This is a genomic window from Kitasatospora cinereorecta, assembly GCF_024172095.1.
Classification (GTDB): Bacteria; Actinomycetota; Actinomycetes; order Streptomycetales; family Streptomycetaceae; genus Kitasatospora; species Kitasatospora cinereorecta.
In genome coordinates this window covers 40,513-61,360 of record NZ_JAMZDX010000008.1, presented here as the reverse complement: position 1 = coordinate 61,360, position 20,848 = coordinate 40,513, and the positions used below count along the sequence as shown (strand labels likewise).

General features: G+C 70.2%; 15 protein-coding genes and 1 pseudogene. 2 read left to right on the top strand and 14 right to left on the bottom strand.

The features are described 5' to 3' along the window. Positions 1-3 precede the first annotated feature (3 nt). The 10 genes and pseudogenes from FHR36_RS35555 to FHR36_RS40415 form a co-directional block, all read right to left on the bottom strand. Entirely contained in the window at positions 4-1,125 is a 1,122-nt protein-coding gene (locus FHR36_RS35555) for a C40 family peptidase (protein WP_253804260.1), read from the bottom strand. Then, positions 1,122-4,085 carry a hypothetical protein gene (locus tag FHR36_RS35550; RefSeq protein WP_253804259.1) on the bottom strand — a complete coding sequence of 988 codons (2,964 nt, stop codon included), beginning with the start codon at positions 4,083-4,085 and terminating at the stop codon, positions 1,122-1,124. The genes FHR36_RS35555 and FHR36_RS35550 overlap by 4 nt, the downstream gene beginning before the upstream one ends. Then, a complete protein-coding gene (locus FHR36_RS35545; protein ID WP_253804257.1) occupies positions 4,082-6,658 on the bottom strand; it encodes an ATP-binding protein in 2,577 nt (858 codons plus the stop codon). Before FHR36_RS35545 ends, FHR36_RS35550 begins: the two co-directional genes overlap by 4 nt. Next, a complete protein-coding gene (locus tag FHR36_RS35540; protein WP_253804256.1) occupies positions 6,655-7,188 on the bottom strand; it encodes a hypothetical protein in 534 nt (177 codons plus the stop codon). The genes FHR36_RS35545 and FHR36_RS35540 overlap by 4 nt, the downstream gene beginning before the upstream one ends. A gap of 62 nt (positions 7,189-7,250) precedes the next feature. Continuing rightward, positions 7,251-7,583: a hypothetical protein gene (locus tag FHR36_RS35535; protein ID WP_253804254.1), complete on the bottom strand. Its 333-nt coding sequence runs from the start codon at positions 7,581-7,583 to the stop codon at positions 7,251-7,253. Next, positions 7,580-8,656, bottom strand: coding sequence for a conjugal transfer protein (locus tag FHR36_RS35530; protein ID WP_253804253.1), 1,077 nt, complete (start codon positions 8,654-8,656; stop codon positions 7,580-7,582). The genes FHR36_RS35535 and FHR36_RS35530 overlap by 4 nt, the downstream gene beginning before the upstream one ends. Positions 8,657-9,452: 796 nt before the next feature. Next, complete coding sequence (locus FHR36_RS35525) at positions 9,453-10,469, bottom strand: hypothetical protein (protein WP_253804252.1); 1,017 nt, start codon at positions 10,467-10,469, stop codon at positions 9,453-9,455. A 2-nt stretch (positions 10,470-10,471) separates the two neighbouring features. Then, positions 10,472-10,654, bottom strand: coding sequence for a hypothetical protein (locus FHR36_RS35520; RefSeq protein ID WP_253804251.1), 183 nt, complete (start codon positions 10,652-10,654; stop codon positions 10,472-10,474). Between the two features lie 489 nt (positions 10,655-11,143). Continuing rightward, positions 11,144-11,547 (bottom strand): annotated as a pseudogene (locus FHR36_RS35515) (TerD family protein); the annotation flags it as partial. Positions 11,548-11,587: 40 nt separating this feature from the next. Next, positions 11,588-11,722 carry a TerD family protein gene (locus FHR36_RS40415; RefSeq protein WP_407660885.1) on the bottom strand — a complete coding sequence of 45 codons (135 nt, stop codon included), beginning with the start codon at positions 11,720-11,722 and terminating at the stop codon, positions 11,588-11,590. A gap of 490 nt (positions 11,723-12,212) precedes the next feature. Here FHR36_RS40415 and FHR36_RS35505 point away from each other — a divergent pair, with 490 nt between their 5' ends. Beyond that, positions 12,213-12,881: a hypothetical protein gene (locus tag FHR36_RS35505; protein ID WP_253804250.1), complete on the top strand. Its 669-nt coding sequence runs from the start codon at positions 12,213-12,215 to the stop codon at positions 12,879-12,881. After that, positions 12,878-14,584, top strand: coding sequence for a MarR family transcriptional regulator (locus FHR36_RS35500; RefSeq protein WP_253804249.1), 1,707 nt, complete (start codon positions 12,878-12,880; stop codon positions 14,582-14,584). The genes FHR36_RS35505 and FHR36_RS35500 overlap by 4 nt, the downstream gene beginning before the upstream one ends. A 331-nt stretch (positions 14,585-14,915) precedes the next feature. Here the strand turns inward: FHR36_RS35500 and FHR36_RS35495 are convergent, their stop codons facing one another. The 4 genes from FHR36_RS35495 to FHR36_RS35480 all read right to left on the bottom strand — a co-directional run bounded on the left by FHR36_RS35495 (position 14,916) and on the right by FHR36_RS35480 (position 20,362). Then, the gene (locus FHR36_RS35495; RefSeq protein WP_253804248.1) at positions 14,916-16,328 is read right to left on the bottom strand and encodes a hypothetical protein; all 1,413 of its coding nucleotides are present in this window, start codon (positions 16,326-16,328) and stop codon (positions 14,916-14,918) included. Further along, positions 16,312-17,367 carry a caspase family protein gene (locus FHR36_RS35490; RefSeq protein ID WP_253804247.1) on the bottom strand — a complete coding sequence of 352 codons (1,056 nt, stop codon included), beginning with the start codon at positions 17,365-17,367 and terminating at the stop codon, positions 16,312-16,314. Before FHR36_RS35490 ends, FHR36_RS35495 begins: the two co-directional genes overlap by 17 nt. After that, the gene (locus FHR36_RS35485; RefSeq protein WP_253804245.1) at positions 17,364-18,848 is read right to left on the bottom strand and encodes a hypothetical protein; all 1,485 of its coding nucleotides are present in this window, start codon (positions 18,846-18,848) and stop codon (positions 17,364-17,366) included. The genes FHR36_RS35490 and FHR36_RS35485 overlap by 4 nt, the downstream gene beginning before the upstream one ends. Positions 18,849-19,114: 266 nt before the next feature. Then, entirely contained in the window at positions 19,115-20,362 is a 1,248-nt protein-coding gene (locus tag FHR36_RS35480; RefSeq protein WP_253804243.1) for an AlbA family DNA-binding domain-containing protein, read from the bottom strand. Between the last annotated feature and the right edge of the window lie 486 nt (positions 20,363-20,848).

Below are 20,848 nucleotides of genomic sequence, written 5' to 3'. Positions count from 1 at the left end.
CTCTCAGCCGAGCAAGCGGGCGCCGCCCGCATAGTTGTAGTTCCAGACGGCGGCTTGCTTGACGACATCGCCGGGCTTCGGGGCGTTGATCATCTGGCCGCCGCCGATGTACAGGCCGACGTGGTAGATCCCGCCCGAGTTGCCGAAGAAGACCAGGTCGCCGGGCCGCAGCGCGCTCACGCCGGCTGAGGCGGGGATGCGCTGCCCGACCCCGGCCTGATCGGCGGCCACCCGCGGCAGCCTGATCCCGACCTTCGCGAACGCATAGACCATCAGACCGGAGCAGTCGAACCCGGTGACCGTGCGGCCGTCCTGCCCGCCCTCGGAGCAGCAGATGCCCGTCGTCGGGCCCGCCGCGCTTCCACCGCCCCAGGAGTAGGGGACACCGAACTGGCTCGCCGCCGCCGCGATCACCTGCTGCGCCTGCTCGGAGGCGTCCCCGATCGGCACGGTCCCCGTGGGATCGCCGAGCTCGGTGTACTGCCGCATCCAGCGCAGCACTTCGTCGACGTAGGCGCTGGAGTAGTTGTAGCGGAGGATCGCGTTGTGCAGGGTCTGCGGATCGGTCAGGTCCTGGCCCTGGCACAGGTACAGCGCGGCGGCGAGCGTCTCGTCGTCGACGTCCTGCGGGTTGGCGCCGCCCTCGGGGCGGACCCTTTCCGCGTACGAGGCGAAGGTCGAGGGGAGGAACTGGACGACGCCCACCGCGGCGTCGAACTGGCTGTTGTCGTCCCACCGGCCCTGGTCTGTGTCGTAGACGGGAGTGGTGTTGCCTCCGGCCCCGCTGCCGTTGAGGATCGGTCCGACGAGCGGGGGTGTCACCACCCCGTCGGCGTCGATCTGGTGGCCTTCGGCGTGGCCGGACTCGACCTTGCCGATGCCGGCCAGGAGCTGCCACGACATGCCCTTGCACTCGGGGTCGAGCTGCGGCATCGCGGCGGCGGCCTGTACGTACGCTTGCATCAGCCTCGGGGGGATGCCGCCGACCGAGGCCACCGGAGCGGTGGCCCCCGGGTCGGCGCCCTCGATCATGCTGATGATGGTGAGACCGCACAGCGTCGCCGCCGCGCACACCAGCAGCAGGCCCATGCAGCTGATCTTCCGGTGGGCCCTGAACAGCTTCACAGTCCGAGCCCCCCGTCCGGACCGTCCACCAGGCCGTCACCGGGACCGTCGTTGCTACCGGCGGTGTCCTGCGGTGTCTGGTAGCCGATGTGACGGCGCATCCGCAGCGCTTCCAGCGGCGTGCTGCCCGGCTCGCGCAGCACCTCCGGGCTGACCCGCCGCAGCACTGCCGGATCCATGCCCTCCATGGCGGGCGCGGGCGGAATGGACGTGAACGGCCGCGACGCCAGGATCTCCCCCGTGCGCTCGTTGATGACCATCGGCTCCTCGCCCTCGATCACCCGGATCGGCTCGGTCGGCGGAAAGACTCCCGGGCCCAGCGCGGAACGCACCTCGGACGGGCCGTTGTCGCCCTCGCCGCCGTAGACCACCACCTGACCGGCGCGGTCCGCCTCGATGACGGGCTCGCTCGGCTGCACCTCGTGGAAGGGGTACTCCGGGCCTCGGCCCTTGGCGTGCTCCCAGACCTCGCCCTGGTCGGCCGGGGCGAAGTGGCCGGCCCGGCCGCTCGCCTGCTGGAACGGGTCGCCCAGCGTCAGGTCGTAGCCGATGTGGGCGGCCTCGTAGGCGGCGCGGACGCCGTTGACCAGCGTCGGACCGTAGGTCTGGCCGAACGCGGCGGCCTGGTAGTACTGGTGCCGGGCCGTCCCGCCGATGGCGTTGACGGTTCCCTCGGCGCCGCGCTTGGCCATGCGGTAGCCGGCCGGGATGTCCTTCGTCAGGTCCTTCGCGCCCTCCGCCCAGTCGCCGGTCCACTCCCGCCGGACGTTCGAGTAGTGCTCCCACTGGCGGTTGACGTTCTCCCACATGGCGTCGTTGGCCCGGTTCAGCCGGGTCCAGGTGGCCGGAGCACCAACGACCGCGTTGAAGCCCAGCTTGCCGACCTGGCCCGCCCGGATCGCCAGGCGTCCGGCCCGGGTGCCCAGCAGCGAGTTGTGCAGGGCGTGCCCTACCGGAGTGAGGCCGTGGGCGGGCATCTGCTGCTGCCGCCCGAAGGGCGGCCTGCCTCCGCCACCGGCCGGTCCGCGCCCGCCGCCCGGTCCGCCGTGCGTGCCGGGTCCGCCCGGGCCGTGCTGCGGTGTCTGCCCGCCCAGCGGCCCCCGGGAGCCGACCGGCTTCATGCGGGCGGCGAGCTTGTGCGGCGGCAGCGGGTTGCCGGCCACCAGCTGGTGCGCGGCGTGGAAGGGCAGTGCCAGCGCGGACAGCCCGCGGCGGACGTCCCCGTACGCGCCGAGGACCATCGCCCCGCCGTTCATGCGGCCGAGACCGGGGTCGGCGATCGCCGCCAGGCCCTCGGCGATGCGCGCCTTGCGCATCAGCGCACCGTGGGCGGGGGATCCGCCGCCGAACAGGCCGCCGCCCAGCGCTCCGCCACCGGCGCGACCGCCGCCCAGCAACCCGCCGCCGGAGGGAGACAGGGTGCCCATGGCCTGGGACATGGCCAGCGCCAAGCCCTGGTTCTCGCCCAGGAACAAGCTGCCGCCCACCTTCGCGTACCGCATCCGGGACGCGAACCGCTCACCGACCTGCCCGGCGGCGGCGAAGATCCGCCGGTGGAAGACCAGGAGCACCAGCGCGAAACCGTCCAGGATCAACAGCCGCTGGATCATGACGGTGTCCTTGGAGTTCGTCAGAATCTGGTCGGCGCCCAGCGCGAAGAGCGGCAGCATGATGCTGATGGCGAACTCGGTGACCACGCTCGTCATGAAGATCCCGAGCCACTTCCAGAGCGCACTCCTGTTGCCGCCGGGGAGCATCGCCCACACCAGCGCCGGGGCCGTCAGCGAGGCGGCCACCACGTCCGCGAACTGCGTGCCCAGGTGGACCAGGGCCATGCCGAGCACGACGATCGCAATCAGCAGCGTCGCGAACAGCACCAAGACGGTGCCGCCGACCCGGTCCCAGTTGCTGTTGACCGAGAAGTTGTAGGCCGCCTTCCCCTCATCGCCGTGCTTCTGCAGCTCCTTCTTCAGCTCCTCCCAGGCCGTGCTCTTGGGGCACAGCTGCTCGGAGCCGGGGACCCAGGTGACGCAGCCGTCGCCGGCGTCCTTGCCCTTGATCTCGCCGTGGATCCACCGCCGGTGCACCTCCGCGAGCTCCCGCTCATGGGCGTTCTCGGACTGCGGGTTCGGGATGATCCCGTACTGCAGCAGCTGGTACGGCTGGACGACCAGGACGCGGGTCAGGGTCATCCGCATCGGGCAGCTGGGGTCCTTCTTGTCCTTGTCGCTGGTGCAGCCCGGGTCGGGCCCGTTGACCCCGGCGGCCAGCTGGCCGACCTCGTGTGCGGCCTGCTGGGTCTGCACCAGCGGCCCCTGCTCGCCCAGGACGCTGCGCGGAGTGAGCGCGGGCATCAGCACCAGCGTCGACAGCAGCAGGGTGATGACCATCTCGCCCGCGCCGCGGCCGATCCTCCCCCGCATGATCAGGATGCAGCCGAAGGCGGTCCCCGCCGCCAGGAAGAGGGGGTAGAGCGACAGGTCGTTGGCGGTGACCTGGAAGAACTCGCTGCTGAGCTTCTGCGCGGTCTCCACCAGCGTCGAGACGATGGGGAAGTTCCAGATCCACTGGCAGACCCAGCACATGAGGCCCACCGCCATCCGCACCAGCGCGAACCCGGCGCCGAGGAGCAGGTTGCACACGTGGGACCGGATGTCGGTCGTGCCGCCGTTCTCGGACTTCAAGTCGTAGTTGTCGAGCGGCACCCCCTCCGACGACAGCACGTTGAGGGGGGCCAGGATGCCGCCGCGCTCGCTGCCGTCGGCGGCATCGGCGGCCGATGCTCCCGCCAGCAGGAACAGGAACGTCATCCCGGCCGTCATCAGCACGGTGCGGCGCCCGGGCCAGTAGGCCGCGGCGAACCGGTGGACCGTCCGCGCGATCCGCAGCGCCCGGCGACCGGCGACTCCGGCACGCCGCGCGGCGCGCTCAAGGGCAGCCGGGAAAGTGGGGGTGTTCATCGCAGGGCCTCCTTCCGGAGCGAGCCGGCGGCGGTCGGGCGGGTGGCCGGGGTGGTGAAGATGTTCTTGTGCTTGGGCAGGTCGGGGACCACCACCTGGATGAGGCCGACGCGGTTGCGGGTGTCCTGCAGGAACATCTCGCCGGCCCGGTTCCGCTGGCCGTGCGGCGACAAGCCCTTGACCAGCTGCACCAGGCCCTCGTCGTCCGAGGGAAGACCGAGGAACTCCAAGCCGCGCTTGGCCATCGCCTCGTCCGTGGTGCGGGCCAGCACCCGCTGCGTGATCAACCCGCGGATCGTCTCGTTCCCGAGCTCCGGGGCGTCGTGGCCGCCGGCGACGAACCCCGCGTTGTGCTTGCGGCCGTCGTGCGCGATTTCGGAGATCAACGCCGATCCCTCGGCGGAGGAGGTCAGCCAGTAGATCTCGTCCAGGATCAGCGCGGCGAAGCGCAGGCGATCCGTGAAAGCGATGTGCCTCGAGATCGCCGCGATCAGGTACAGCACCGCACGGCCGATCAGGGCCTCCAGCGGCTGGGTACGCAGCACCTCCGGCCGGCCCAGGCTCTCCTTCGGCGGCAGCGTCAGCCCGTTCGTCGCAAAGATGATCAGGTCGGCCTGCAGGTCGATGAGCGACAGAGCGGGCAGCGACGGGTCGAAGACCATCCGGGCCAGCTTCTGATCGCTGACCGTGGCCAGCAGGTCCAGGACGTCGGCGGCCGCCGCGCCCCGGGTCCCGCCCCCGTCGGCGACGGCCTGCAGCTCCTCCAGTACGGCGCCCATGTGCGGGTTGCGGGACGCGGCGGCAGCCTTCACCGCCCGAGAGAGCAGTGCACCGCCCGGCGACATCAGGTCCAGCTGGGTCTGCAGCAGCAGGTAGCTGAGCGCCGCGGCCTCGCCCTCCGCAGGGGGAAGGACGCGCAGCGGGTCGATCGAGACCTTCGCGTTGGCGGCGTCGATGACCTGGTGCCGGCCCGGAGCCGCCGTGGACGCGAAGCTCACGTACTCGCGCTGACTCGTCCGGTCGATCACGATCGCCCGGTGGCCCCGGTCGAGCAGCGTGCTGACGATCAGCTTGAGCAGCACCGACTTGCCCGACCCCAGGTCCCCCAGCACTGCGAGGCTCGCCGCCGTGTTGCTCAGCGGAGCGGCGGCCAAGTCCAGGTAGACCGGCTTCGTCGTGCCGACGTCCAGACTCTGACCGATCATCGGGCCGCTCTCGTCACCGATCTCCGCGACAGTGAAGGCCCCGCTCATCGCCCAGTCCTCGGACAGCTGGAACTGGGTGCACTCGCGCTGGCGAAGCACCGACGGCGCACCGGGCAGGCCGAGCTGGAACAGCCGCTCCTGCCCGCCGCGCGGCCGGATCACCCCGTAGTCCGCGCCCGACAGCCGGGCCTTCAACTCCCTCGCCCGCTCGTCCGCCACCTGCGCGGTCGGCCCCCACACCGTGAACACAGTGCGGGACTGCACCTCCAGCTCCACGCTGGTACGCCCCAGACGCGCCTCCTGCTCGCCAAGCACCTCGGCCGCGCCGTGCAGAGAGTCCGGCGTGCCGGTCGGGTGCGCCGCCCACTGATCGGCCTGATCCGACAGCTCGGCCTTCTTCTTGGCGATGGCCCGCTTCGCCCGCTGCCCCTCCACCAGCGTCAGGTCCACCACCGCATCGACCGGCCACGGCAGCACGTCCAGCCGCGCCAGCAGATCGGCCGAGCCCTCGTACACCGCCTCCGGAATCTCCTCCAGCGCCAGGTGCGCCTGGTAGCCGGTCTGCTCCTCCGTCTCCACCTGCAGCCAGAGCTTCGACAGGGCACTGCCGTCGATCCGGGAACCGAACCAGCCCCGCAGCCCGCCCTCCTCCCGCTCCCGCCGGGCAGCGGCGTCCTGGCCGCCCTCCAGCAGCCGCACCTGGCCCAGACTCGCGTAACCGGGGCTGCGCAGCTGGGCACCGACGATCCGCCCGCCGTAGCGCGCGCTGGTCTCAGCCTCCGTGAGCAGCGGCTCCGTCATGCCGCGGTGGACCGCGTGCTGGTGGAGCCACACGATCTCCGCCGGCCGGGCAGGACGCATCTGCAGACCGCCGCCGAACCCGGACTCGGCCTGCCGGGCCAGTCCCCTATAAAGCTGCACATCGGCGACCGGCACCGGGGCCGCGGGCAGACCGGCCTGCTCGCCGAACATCGCCCACGCCGACCCACGGGCCTGGGCCAGCTGCGCCGCCCGGCCGGGCGCCTGCAGCGGCACCGCCAGCCAGATAGTCCGGCGGTGCATCTCGCGGTCGGCCAGCAGGTACTCGGCGGCGCGGGCGCTCTCCAGCGCGCCGGGGTTGGCGTCCAGGTCGATGCCGTCGGCGATCCGGGCGGCGACCTCGCTCGCCTCCACCCTGGCGCACAGGCTGTACAGGCGGGCGGTGCCGGAAAGGGAGCGGACCAGGGAGGTGACCCGACGCAGCACGTCCTGGCGCTCGAGATCGCTGGCGTAGCGGGAACCGACCGGGGTGACCCGCCAGAAGGCCCAGACGGTGCCGGTGGTGGAGAACAGGATGTGCCCGGCGATGTGACGGATCGACGCCTTCACGACGGCTCCCCTTTCTGGGTGTGGGCGGCCGAGGCCGCGGCGAGCATCTGCTGCAGGGGGGTGAGGGCCGGACCCGTAACCGGGGCGGCGGGAAGGGGATCGGGGAGCGGATCGCGGGAGCGGGGCTCGAAGATGCTCAGCGAGCGGAACTCCGCCTCGGGCCGCAGGTCCCCGCGCACGGCAGGGGCCTCTACAGCCGACTCCTCGCCCGGGGCTTCCTCGACGGTGAAGGAGCCGGTCATCACCACCGGCCGCATCGGCCGCACCGCGCGGCCGGCGATCCGGCCGCCGCGAGGAGCGATGAGCAGGGAGGCCGCGTCCGCCGCCACCAGGAACGGGCTCCGGCCGGCGATCCGTGAGTGCCGCGCGGCCCAGATCGCCACCGCCCACACCACCACCGGCAGGGGGCCGAGAACCGGCGCCCACCAGGTGACGGTGCGGATCAGCAGGAAGGCGCCGACGGCGGCCACCACCAACTGGGGCGGCGTGTAGGGCCCCATCGGGATGCGCCAGTCGCCGATCTTGCCCAAGACCCACGGGTGCCGGCGGGCCTTGGTGTAAGAGCGGCCGATCCTGGGACGCGCGGCGCTGCTCACGACTGGCCCAGCTGGCCGGTGAAGGCGACCGGAAGCTCACGCGGCAGGGGGCCCGCGCCCTGGACCTTCGGCACGCTCGGCGCCTTGTTCTCGCTGTACTCGGTCTGGAAGATGCTCGAGATCGAGTACCGGCCGGTGAACAGGCTCCAGCAGATCACCAGGCCGATGGCCCCGCCGATCGCGGACTTGATGCTCATCTTCCGGATCGCGTGGATGATCACGATGCCGGTCAGGGCGATCATCAGGCCGGAAGCCACCCAGTCGAGCAGCGTGTTCGCCCAGCTGTTGCCGAAGTTCTGGATCGGCCCCGCGAGGGTGGTGGTCTTCATCGGGACGCTCCGTTCGTGGTGGTGGAGGTCGGCGCCGTCGCGCCGGAGGAAGAAGGAGAGGGAGTGCCGGCCGGGGCGAGCGCGGCGATCTCCCACCGCCCGGCCCGGGCGATCAGCCGCAGCGGATAGGACAGCGGCCACTCACCGGCGCTGTCCGCCGCGACGACATCGGCCAGCACCTCCAGCACCGCCCCGTCCGCCGGCGCGGACGGCACCGTGCCGGAAGCCGTCAGCGTCTTCAGCGAGACCTTCGAGTAGGCCGCGCCCGGAGTCGGGATCTTGGCCGTCGGCGCGAGATAGCGGGAGCTGTCCCCCACCCCGCTCAGGTAGGCCGTCAGATAGCCGGTCACCGTCTCGCGCAGCGGCCCGTCCATGACCTGCGAGCCATAGACCCGCGTCGCCGGGTCCTTCTCGGCCAGAGCGGCCGGCGCCGCCACCTGAGACGGAGCGTCCGTCACCACCAGCGAGTCCGGCGCACCGCCGGAGGCGTCCGAGCGGACCATCGACACCTGGACCGCGAAGTACCGCACCACCCGCACACCGCCGGCTGCGGCGCTTTGCGGGACATCGGCCCCCGCAACGGGCGCTTGCGTAGAGCCTTGCGGGGACTTCGCGCCTTGCGTAGAAGCAGACGGTACGACCAGCGTGGCCGCCACCGTCACCTGCCACGTCCGCCCACCCATCGGCGTGCTGCGCACCGCAACCGTCTTGACGACGGAGGCCCGCAAAGCGGCGGTCGACTTCGGCAGGACGACCCCGGGGGCCATCGCGCGCAGCGCCTCGGCGTCGGTGTCCGCGTCGGTGGAGCGCAGCCACAGGTCGACGAAGCTCTCCGCGTAGCCGGTCGGCGGGGCGATCACGATCGGGGCGGCGGTCTGCCCCGAGGGGGTGCTCCCGGCCGTCTGCGGGACGGCGATCGCGAGGGCGAGGGCGAGAGGGCCGGCGGCGAGCGCGGCCCAGATGCCGCCGCGCACGAGGACGGTCCGGGCGCGAGAGCGCTGCAGGTCGGTGCCGGAGGCGACCGGCGAGGGGGTGTCCGGTGCGCGGTTGCGCCGGGAGGAAGGGCGACTCACTCAGTGCTCCTAGGTCGTCAGCGATTGCTGTCGACGGAGGAAACCCCGCACTCCTTGACGGACTCCTTGATGATCGAAGCCCGCCCGGTAACGACTCCACAACGGGCCCGATCAAAGTCCTGACCTGCCGATTTGGTGAGGCGTCAAGGAACGGCGACGGTTCCTTGATGACCCATCAAGGAACACGGAGCCTCCCGAAGGGAGGCATCAAGGTGAGCCGCTGACTCCGACGCCCACGGTGCGGGCGACTCCTTGATGGCCTCCCCAAACTGCGGGCGAACACCTTGACGGGGCGTTCCGGCGAGGCCGGATTCTTGATGCCCGACCCCGGGCTGCCCGGATTCCTTGATACGACCCCCCGGCACCCGGCACGGCCGACGACCCGCCCGCGCACGTCCCGTAGAAGCACCAGCGGACCCAGCCCGCCGTCGGGCACCGGCTCACCGGCGCCCGGGCGCGGCACCTCCTTCTGCGGTGGCCCCCACCCCGGCGTGCTGCGCGCGGACCGGAAGGCGGTCCGCCCCGCAAGGTGCGAGGCGGGAGCCGGAGGTCCGGGCGGCCGGAGCTCCGCGGTGCATGCGGATCGCAGGTGCACCGGCCGCAGGGCTCGACACCCTCCCTTTGCGGGTGCGGGACGGCGCCCGCAAAGGACCCGCCACCCGCACCCGCAATGGCGCCCCGCGCCCGCAAAGGGCGGGTCCCCGCATACGCAAGCGCGCCTCCGGCTTTGCGGAAGCCAGCCAGGCGAACCGCGCCCACTCCGTCGTCACATGTCAGAGTCCTGAGAGGAGTCGGGCTAGACGACGTACAGGGCGTACATGACGAAGAGGTAGCGGTCCAGTTCCGCCGCCCAGTCGGGGTCGGCAAGGTACTGGTACGTGTGGAGGGCGATCGCGGCGAGGCCGGGCGCCCCCTCCGGCACGATGCCGCCGTCGGTGGCCCACCGTCTCCACATCACATCCCGGGTCAGAAGGGCGAAAATCTCAGGCTCATCCTGGGCTCGCCGCATCAGCGACTGAAGGACGGCAACCGCTCGCGTGCAGACGTGCACGGCGCGGCACAGGTCCCGGTCGCCAGCCGCCGCGACGGTGTGCACCATGGCGGCGATGCCCCCTCCCCAGAGCGACTCTGCCATCGGGTCGGTACCGGCGAGTTCGGCCTGCCGGTGCTCTTCGCGCAGGTGATCGATTGCCTCGGTGTGCTCCGGCAGGGCCTGCTCCAGTGCCTCCAGCAGGTCCTCGATCCCCAGGTCCTCGGCTCCGCCGAGCAGCAGCCGGGCACCGGGTTCGACCAAGGCCCAGTGGTGCACGTTCGGAAGAGCGTCCGGCGATCCGGGCGGCAGGTCGATCCCGGCTTCGGCGAAGCGGTCGCGCAGCATCTGATCCAGGTCGCGCCGCGATGCGCGACGGTTCGGCGTCATCCTCGCGGCGGCGTCCCGCCGGGCCTGGAACGCGCGGTCGGACGACCCGGCGGGCAACCCCGTGATGCCCGCCCGCCTCAGCGGCCGCTCCAGTGTTGCGACCAGGTCCGTCCGCAGCCGCCGGGCGCTGTCGGGGGTGTCATCGACGGCCCAGAAGAACCATCCGACCCACCCAATGCTGGCGCCCGGTCGCACGGTGCTGGCCAGGTACAGGGCCCGCTCCAGGTATTCGGGCTCGACCGCTGCGCTGCCGGGTGCAAACCAGGTCGAAGGCTTGGGCAGCCAGCCCTGCTGCTGCCAGCGCTCCACCTGGGTCACGGTGGCGTTGCCCCCGCGCTTCGCGATGGCTTGGACCAGGGCGAGGTGGGCGCGGGATGGCTTCGTGCGGGGCATCGTCAATTCCTCCGGTCCTGGCCGCCGACGGTCAACACGGAGTACAGGGTGACAGCGGTGCCCACCGCGCTCTCCCACGCCTGGCTCTGCGCGGCAGCAACGGCGGCGCCCGCCACCACGAGCAGCACGAGCAGCCGGGGGCCGCCCGTGCCGGAGCCGTCAGGAGCGGGCAGATTGGTCTTCACGTACAAGATCCCTTTCGAAGGTCCGGCTACCGGGTCTGCCCGGCAGTGCAGCCCGATCGCGTTGACACACCGCGGTGCTGCTCCTCCATGGGCTCATGGCTCGATTCCTGATCCGCAGGAAACCTCGCGGGGTAGCCGCCCCTCACCGTGTTACCGCCTGCCGGGCAGGCCCTCGATCAGGAGTGATGTCGCATCAAGCCCTCCAGCACTCAGCGGGCTCAACGCCGACGTCGGACAGTTCGTAGATGCCGGCGCCGGTCCCGCCACCAATCCAGTCGATCCCGGGAGGCTTGCGGAAAGACCGTGGTCAGCAGGGCACACGTGGCGTTGAGCAGCGTGAGCGGCACGATTGCCCACCAAGGGGCGCGACTGTGCCACAGCAACACCGGTGACGTGACTGCGGCCGTAGCGATGAGAGACCGAGCTCGGTTGTGACCCTCCACCTGAACACTCCCGTCTTTGGCGCAGGCTTGGCGCCTGACCCTCGCTAGAGGTGTAGCCCTGGCCCACCGCGCGGAACTTCCACTCGCCCTGGTAGCGGTAGAGCTCACCGAAGATCATGGCGGTCTCGGTGGAGGCGTCCTCGGAGAGGTCGTAGCGGGCGATCTCCTCGCCGCCGGTCAGGTTGACCACGCGGATGTACGCGTTGAAGACCTGGCCGAAGTTCTGCACCCGGGCGTCGCCGTCGCCGTCGCCGTCGCCGTCACCGGTGAGGTTGTCGCCCTGGTGCTCCACCGAACCCTCGGGGCTCTTCAGGTTGTTGTAGAAGACGAAGTACTCGTCGCCCAGAGCACCCGGCCGCCGGCGCACAGCAGCGCGCTGGCGTCCAGGTCGAAGGGCACGCCGGTGGTGGACCTGGCGTCCCAGCCGAGGCCGATCCGAAGGTGTGTGACGGTGCAGCGCCCCCTTTGTCCGCCGGACGTTGCCCATGGCTCACCCGTTCACGCCGAAGACCTGGGCGATGCCGCGCAGGCCCGAGGCGTAGCCCTGGCCGATGGCGCGGAACTTCCACTCGGCCCATCGGTGAGACGGGACACAGCGCGACCGCGTCCGGCGGGGCCAGATCACCTATTGGGCATAGGCGCTCGCCCTCCACAACCACGGATCCACCGCTCGCGAGGTGCTTGCTGCACCGTGAACTGAAGGCGGTGTTCTCCAACCCCTGACCTGCCGGTGAGCGCGGTGGACCGCCACGCCTACGCGGTGTGCGTGCTGGAGCAGCTGCACAAGGCGCTTGGGCGCGGGGGTGTGTTCGCCTCCCCCGTCGAACCGAACCGCTGGGGCGCCCCCCGGGCCCGGCTGCTGGGCGGCGCGCAGTGGGAGGAGGTGCAGGCGGATGACCAGCGGCGGTCCACGAAATGCGTTCAGTCCTACTTCCTGGCAAGCGTTCCCGGTTCGGTGGCACGGGGCACAGGTGCGCACCATCCAGAAGTGCCGGATCACCTTGATCGGCGGCGATGCGCAGTCGTTATCTGCTGCACCTTGATCGTCAAGGGGTCCGTCCAGAAGTGCGGGGTTGCCTCGGGCACTGACCACCACAGCCCGAGGAGACCCCGCGATGGACCTGCTGCCGACCCTGCTGCCCGGCGACACCAGCTGCCTGGCCGCCGTCGCCGTAACCACTTACCTTCCGGTCGGCGCCTTCTACATCGCGCTCACCGGAGTCGGCGGCAACCGGCTCCGGCGCCCCCCAGGACCCACCGCCGTCCTGGCGGCCGTCGCCGCCTCGGTGGCGCTGACCCTCTTCTGGCCCCTGCTCCTCGCCACCCGAGCGATCCGCGCGTTGCACCGCCGCCGGACCGCTGCCGCCGGCCCGCTCCGCCTCGCCACGCCGATTCCACGACCTGCCGCCTCGGCGCCGCTCCCGCCGAAGCCTTCCGAGCCGCCGGTGCCCCCGCGCTGGTACCGGCAGGAGTACGCGGCCGTCAACGCCGCCCTTGCCGAGGGCCGTATCTCGATCGCCCGGACCTGGGCGGGCTTCCTCACAGACGATGCCGCCCACGAGTTCGGCCCCGCCCACCCGTTCACCCGGGAGGCGTGGCTGCTCGTCGCCCGCACCGTCCACGCTGCCCTCACCGACATCCGGGCCGGGCAACCGACCGACGCCCAGCCGATCGAGGACCCGTACGGCTACTTCCTCTTCCCCCAAGCCCATCGCGGCGCCTGGGACCCCGACCGCGACAGCGTCTACACCGCCACCCGCGGCCAGCAGGCGGTGACCTGGTGACCACCTTCTTCACCGGGCTCTCCACCGGCCCCGACGGCTGCCTGGTCTGCGAGGGCCTCGACTACGTCGAGTTCGACGCCCGTCTCGCCCGGGACGGTGACTGCGCGCCCACCACCAAGGCCGCGTACATGGCGCTCTCCTCCTTCGCCGGGATCGAAGAGCGCGTCACCCTCACCACCGAGTCCGTGGCGGCCTGGTCCACGGAGGCCCGCTACACGCTCCTCCCGTACCGCAAGACCGTCGCCGCCTGCATGGGCCGCTCGGTCAAGACCCTCGACCGGGCCACCGCCGACCTGGTGGACCGCCAGATCCTGGCAGTCCAACCCCAGACCGCTCCCGGCAACGACGCGCTGGCCGACGCCAACCTGTACCAGCTCCTCGACCGCGAGCGCTGGGCCCAGCAACTCCTGCAGAGGGCCGCCGCTCCGGCACCCACCGCCGTCCTCGGCCCCGACGGCCGGCCGGTGCCCCGCGTCCAGCGCGCACCCGGCATCGACTACGTCAAGCTCGACGCCCGCATCGCCCGCACCGGCGAGCGCTCGCCCAACTACAAGTCCGTCTACGCCGCGATCGCCACCTTCGTGAACATCCACAACCGGGCAATCACCGACCGGCCGCCCACCGTGAAGGAGCTGATGGCCTGCACCGGGCTGTCCCGGACCGCCGTCACCGATGTCCTGGCCCAGATGCGGGCCGACGGCCTTCTCGTCATGCAGGACAACTTCCTCCCCGCGCAGGACGGCGGCGGTCGCGTCGCCTCCTCCTACTTCCTCCTCGACGCCCGGCTCTGGCGGGCCCGCGCCGCCGCCCGCGACGACCGCGAGCTCGCCGCCTTCACCGGGGGGTGGCGTCACCAGGCGGACATGGGTGGGGACACCACGCGGACAGGGGTGGCGTCACCAGGCGGACATGGGTGGGGACACCACGCGGACATCATTAAGAGCAGTAGTGAGAACAGTCGCAGCGAGCTCCTTCCGGACGCCCGAAGGGCAAGTACAGGTGGTTGGCCGCGCGCGGCTCGCGGCGCACGCTCGCGCCCCCAGCCGAACCCGAGCGGCGGCACAGCCGCGACCAAGACCACGAAGCCCCGCACCAAGACGATCCGCACCACCGCCTCCAAGCCCGTCGCCCGGGAGGAGGAGGTCTTCGCAATGGTCGACGCCCTCGGCGTCAGCGAGCACCCGGCCATCAAGGTCCCGCCGCTGCGCCGGGCCGTCCGCGACCTGCTGTGGGCGGGGCGGTCCCCGGAGCACGCCCTGGCCCGGATCAACGACGGCTGGTGGCGGGCCGGGGCGCCGGAGCGGGTCAAGAGCCGGGAGATCCGGGGGCCGGTCGGCTACATCGCGGCCATCCTCTCCAGCCAGGACTGCGAACGGCCGGACTGCGAACGCGGGCTGATCCTCGGCTCGGGTGAGGAGTGCCGCGTCTGCGGCCTGCGGGCGGCCGAGCGTCAGGCCCGCCGCGCCCAGGAGCACCTGGAGCAGGAGACCACCGCCCTGGACCAGCCGTCCGGCCCGCGCCCCCAGCGCCGCCCCGCACCGCAGCCCGCCCCGGGACGCGCCCTGGTGACTTGGCGGTGCGAGGCACCCGGCCCGGACGGCCTGGGCAGTGGGCCGTGCGGCAGGCCGGGAACCGGCACCGCGCCGGAACCGGCGATGTGCCCGGACTGCCTGGAGAGCCTCCGCCAGACCCGCGCCGGGTGAGCCCGAACCGGCTCAGTGCATGGCTGATCGCGATACGGGGTTCCGGTCCTTCGACGGCACGCGACTGAGCGGCACACTTGCCATCGTCGAACGCCCCCAGACACTGCCGGTCCTGGTCCACAGGCGGGCGTCACCCGCGAAGAAGGAGGTTCTTCACCCGGCTGGCAAGCCGCGGTGATCGAGACGGTCACCGCGTTCCTCATCAGGCCGTGACTGGCCAGCCCGTTCTGCTGGACCTGGAAGCGGAGCGGATCACCGAGGTAACCCCGGCCGCCGTGGCGGGTGGGCTGAGCGACATCCGCAACACCGGGACGGAAGCCGTTCAGGACAGTCATGTACTGACAGTTGCAATGGGCCGGCCAACGCCGAGTTCTCGAAGGGCAGCGGTGACGAGGGACTCGGGCAGCCCGCATCTGCGGGCCAGCTCCTGGGTACCGAGCTGTTCGACCAACCGTCCGCGCTCCATCTCCAGGAATCCCGCGATTTCCGCCAGCACACGGTCGACCGTGGCCACTGCCGCCCCCGGGGCACGGATCTCCGGCTGCTCCGTCACGGCCTCCACGTGCCATCCACCAAGCCACGGGGGCTCACCTCCGGTGTAGCGCTCGGTGAGCAGGTCTGGCGTCGAGGACCACTGGAGCCAGGGCTCCGACGGACGAAGGTAGGGTGCCACCCGTTCCGAAGGACTGCCCGTCGGCAGGACGCGGCTGTCCTCGAGGTCGGCGGGGAGCAGAAGCCGCCGGTACGACGAAGCGAGCATCGGCGGCCACGGGACAGACATCGGTGCGCGATCTTCGGGAGGTAGCACCCACTCGATCGCCAGAGCATCGGGGTGAGGAGGCCAGAGCAGCTCTTCAACGTTGGCGACCGCGGACGACAGACCGTCATCGGGGAGGTCGGGGTAGGTGTCCAGCAGGAGGGTGTGCAGGCCGAGAATGCCCAGCATCGGATTGGTGATCCGGCCGTCTACGAGCTGGCCCGGTAGCTCTTGGGGGATCGACGGGATGCCGTCGCGGAGCCCGGCCAGCGCTGCCTCGACCTCCAGCGAGATCGGGTCCAGCCGATTCCACGGCTTTGAGTGCGGAACCATGTGTACGGAGAGACCGCGAGCCTCCGGACCGCGGGGGCCGTTCGGGATGAACACTACGGTCTGCCAGCCAGCTGAGAGCCAGATGGCCTGGTCGGTGGTGGAGTTGCCTTCTGGGCTTAAGCCGACGGTCCGCAGCACGTATGGCCCGGGCGGGAAACGCCCGCACAGTCCCGCGGCGTCCTCCGGGTCCGCCAGTATCCAGCTGTTGTAGTACCAGTTGACCTCCCGGAGGTTCGAGTCGAGCAGCGTGACTTCATTCCTGTACAGGGGGTAGGCCGGCGAGCCGCAGAGATTGCGGAGGATCAGCACGACGCCGGCGTCGGGACCGACAATGTCGGAGACCGACTCGCTCAGCGCCTCGGTGAGTTCTCCATGTGTCTCTTTCTCGGTCGAGGTTCCGTAGACCGGTGCGGCTGAGGGGAAGGGGACGGTGAGGTCTCGGCGCTCGCTGGAGCCCGGTGCGAGTGAGATCAGATGTGTGTTGTTGGTGCCTCCGAGTCGTGCCTGGATCCGGTAGACCCCTGGCGCCAGTTGCTCTCTTAGGAACCCGTACCCGGACGCCACTTGACGGAGAGTGCTGTCGACGATGCTGAGCAGTGCGCCCGGGGTGTCGCTGGTCAGTGTGAGCTTCGCCAACTCAGAGCTGGACGTCACGGCTACCTCCGGCGACCATAAACAGGCCCTCGTTGGCGAACGGAGATCCGTCGCAGGTGCCGGGGAGCACCACCCCGTAGGCTCCGGAGGGCAGTTCGATTGTCCAAGGTGCTGCCACGGGGTCGAACGCGACTCTCTGCCCGCCGGGCAGCAGGAGCTCCACCGGTCCGGACCAGCTGGCTGGGAAGCGGATGGTCACCGTGTGGTTGTGGCCGGGCCTGGGGGTTGCGAGGATGATGGGGTGCCCAGGGTCGGACGGCATCTCGACCTGTTGAGGGACGGGCTTGTGCCGGGTGGCTTCCTCGACCACGGTTTGCACGTATGGTGCGAGGGTGGTGGATGTGATGGCTCCGAGGGCCGGGTCTGCCGGCGCGGCGCGAAGTCCGTCAAGGAGGGCCTGGGTGAAGTAGCCGCGCCGATCGTCAGGAGACACGTCCGCCTCCACCTGTTCATAGGCAGGATCACCTGGGCCGGCCGCGTAGCCCACGAGCGCGAAGACCTGGGCGGCCGGACGTCCGTACCGGCTGAACGGGACCGCGGATGGTTCTACCTGCCCGAACCAGTTTCGGCAGCAGTCGGCGAACACGACGACCTCGCGGAACAGCCCACAGATGCGATACCACTCGAGGTAGGACCGAAGCTCCAGGTTCTCGTACATTCCCGCTCGCGCGTCGGCGAGCAGCAGGGCGGTCTCACCTCTCCCGGGCATGATTCCGTGGCCGGCCACGTAGAGGTACAGCCGGGACTCCTGCCACTGCTCGGGGTCATCCGCGAAGGTCGCCTTTGCCTGAGTGTTGACCAGTTCGAGGGCGCGGTCGATCTCGCGTTTGATCGGCCGGGCATCGTAAGCCTCGGAGAAGGCAACGCCCGTGTCCGGTGTAGTGATCAGTTCTACGTTGGTCGAAGGCACCCCCCCACCCGTGGGCTCGAGCAGCCACTCGAGGAACGCCTGCGCGTCATTGACCGGTCCGCTGAGATCACTGATCCCCGGATAGCGTGTGATGCCGGTGACCACGCCGAAGTGGTGAGCGTGCATCATGCGCCCCGAATCATGGTCGCGATGCTTCCCAGCACTAGCGAGTCGTCGTCGAAGGAGGTGTGGCTTCTGGCGCCGGCCTGCCGACCCGGAGGGGAGCCTTCGGCACTGGGCGACAACACCACTCGCTCGGCGGTCAGGTACTTCCGACCGGGACCCAGCGCCACGACGGTCTGGTAGGCGGCCTCTCGGTAGCGCGCCATCCCAAGCAGTGGCACGCAGGCGGAGGCTCCCCGTGCATTCCGCTCCAGGACACCGGAGACGAAGTAGAGCAGAGATCGGGGGTAGAGCGGTCCGACCAGCCGGTCGCTGGCCTCCGTGGCGTCGTCCATGGTGAACATGCGAAGGTCCTTGATGAGCCCGCCGCCCTTGTCGAGCGCCACCGTGAAGTGGTCGTACGTACAGGCCGGGGCAAGGAAGACGACCTGGAACCGCGTGTCGTCTGGCCAAACGCGATCGCCCTCGGTCCGGCCTCGGGCCACTTCCGCCAGCAGGTTGTCGATGTAGACCGCTCCGGTACTGTGCCCGACTAGCGTGATTCTGGGGCGGGACCCGCTGGCAAGCGCGCCGCTCAGCCCATCCAGGAGGAGACGGCCGAAGCGGTCGTGGGCGGAGGCGAAGGTGTCCGACGTCTCCTTTTTCATGGCCGACCACACCGCGCCACCGGCATTGGCGAGATAGAACGCGCGCAGCAGCTCCTCCACCACGGTCGGGTAGATCCCGTGGTCGGTCTGCGCCCGGCATCGGCTGATCACACGGACTAGGACCTGCCCACACTTCCTGGCCAGCGCCAGCGTGGTGACGATTCCGCGGTCCCCGCTCGCCCGGGTGTCGACCTCGTCGAGCGCATCGGGATCCATCAGCGTCGCGCTTGATCCCTCCCGGCGTAGTACCACCCCGCGCGAACCCTCGGTCGTGGTCTCCGGGTGCCTGGCCGTCAGAACCTGCTCGAGCTCGGCCAAGAGGTCCGGATCACTCTCGATTGCGGACTCCAGCTCCCGCCGTTCGGCGTCCGACACCTCGGTGAGCCCGGGTTCCTGCAAGGCCTCGTCGAATGGCTCCTGGTCTTTGGCGCGGCGGGCCAGTTCGGTCTTGACCTTGATGTCGTTGGGTACAGGAAGCGCCCCCGCCGCTCGTTCACCGGGGCCCTGCCACAACTTGCCCACGGTGAACTGCAGCACCCACTTGAGCATGCGCTTGAAGATCTCTTCGCGGAAAATCTCGTCGAGGTTATGGCACAGCACTTCAAGCAGACCGCTCTGCCACACCACGAAAACCGGGGACGCTCCGGCGTCGAGGTACTCCGGGGTCAGCCGACGCGCCGTCCGTAACCCGCTGGCTTCGTTGACCAGCCCGCCGTGAAGGTGGACGACGAGGTCGTGTCCGGAGCGCACCGCCGCGACGATGTCGTCCACTGACGCGGAGTCGCGCCTGTCCAGCTGGCCGTTGCGGCCGGTGATGACAATGTATGCCTGATCTGACATGGCGATACCTCGGTCCTCTAGTCCCGACCGCGTAGTCGCGCTGCCACGTCCACTCCCAGGGTCACACTCGGCCGCTGGTGCTGCCACCAGAGCCGTCCCGTTGCCAGATGTTCTCCGTGCCCGTGCTGGCCGCGCGCCTGAGTCGACAGAAGGCGCGCATCGGCGTTCGACGTCGCATGTGTCCGGTCGCTGACCACGCCTTGCAGTCCGATCGAATTTCGGTAGCGCCGCCCGGCATGCGCGGGCGTGCGCCGGGCCCCAAGCGATCAGTCCTGCAGGAGCTTGGTGTGCAGGTGCTCGGCATCCAGGGCCCGCAGTAGAGGTCCGATGAGCTTGTGTGTGATCTCTCCCGGTGTGCTATTGAGTTCGGCCCACGTGACGGCAGAGGTCTCCTGGTATGTGTCCTCCTCATACCGAGCTTCGGGAGGAAGCGACCCGGGCGCGTGGTAAGGGAAGATCCGGAGGCCCCGGAGCTTGGTGACTCCCACCGCGAGCGCCCAGTTGCCGAAGTAGCCGGCGTTCTCGCTGGCCGAGTGAATCAGGACCAACATCCGGCGGGTGAGGTCGACCGCAGCGTTCTCGTAGATGAACTGCTCGTCGGAGTTGGGTCGGGAATGCAGAGCCTCCGATAGCCGGCTGCTGTACAGACGCATGCCGCCGTTCTCGTGTACCTGCAGCTCGAGTGCGATCTCGGAGGTCGACGGGTTCGGGGTGTACTTCCGTCCGTTGCTCAGATTGTTCGTCGCGCGAGCAGCGCCACGGGAAACGCGGTACCCGGTGGAAGCGTAGGTGATCGGGGGGACGACGCCCTGGCCAAGCTGTGTGTTCAGCTCGGGGGTGTAAGCCTTCTGGATTAAGTGAGCCATCTGCAGGTTCCAGTCGCCGCTGACGAGGTCCTTGAGCATGTCTCGTCGTGCCGCCAGGGGATGGGCTACGAAGAAGAAGTGGGCCTGCTCGCCGTCGGGGATCGGATCGCGCTCCATCTCGTACTGCAGCATGGCGAGCGCGTCCTTCTCGGCGATGCGCCGACGCTCGTGCAGGAGCAGGACCTCGGGATCGGCGAGGCGATGCTTGGTCTTGTCTCCCCGTCCGTAGTAGCGGCCGTCGACCATGTGGGGTGCACTGGGGCTGGCCGGAATGTGAACGATCAGGTAGCCAGCCTGGGGATCTGCGGTCGACGGGATGCTGTCGGTGAGGACGTTGAGCGGAGGGTCGGGAGTGTTCCGGGCAATCTGCTCGATCTTCTCCGGTAGGCCGACCAGCGGCTGAGGAGCGAGGGAGAAGACGTTGGACGCCGTGTCCTCGGCGATCCCGATGATCAGCGTCCCGCCGTCGATCGCGAAGGACGCCAGGTCTCTCGCGGTCTCCCGGTTGTCGCTCTTGCTGGCGAGTGCTTCCTTGAGGTCCAGGTAGTGGGATTCCTCGAGCAGACCCATATCGATGGCGCCCTGGAGCTCCTCCTCTGTCTCAGGGGTCCATCGAGGGTGATTCGTGGAGAGATGGATGGGGATCACGGGTCATCCTCCTTGAGCCGCCGCGGGCACTGCTCCACCTTCAGCGTGAGACTGTTCTCCGGGTAGCGCATCGTCGTGGTCTGCGTCGCCGTCCACGGCGCCGGCTACGATGACCCGGCCGTGGAGGAAGTAGTTTGCCCCGATGTCGTCTCGCGCCAGGCGCTGGCCAGTGCGGCGGCCACCACGTTCGGCGGCAGGTTCTCGTTGGCCGCGTTGCCGTGCACCCACACCAGCGCCCGCCGGTGGTAGACACCCCGGCCGGGGCTCCCGCCGAGACGGGTAGCCAGGACCCCGCTGAAGCAGGGCCGGATCGTCGGGCAGCTCGATCTCGACAACCGGGCCGGCCGGGTCAATCTGCAGCGCGAGCATCGTGGTCCCCTTCGCTCGGTCCGGATTCGCGCGGACGTACGGTGATGGTGGTGAACTCGGCCCGGTGGATCGGCCACGGGGAACCGAAGAGCTGCACGCTGTCAGCCTCGCCCGGGG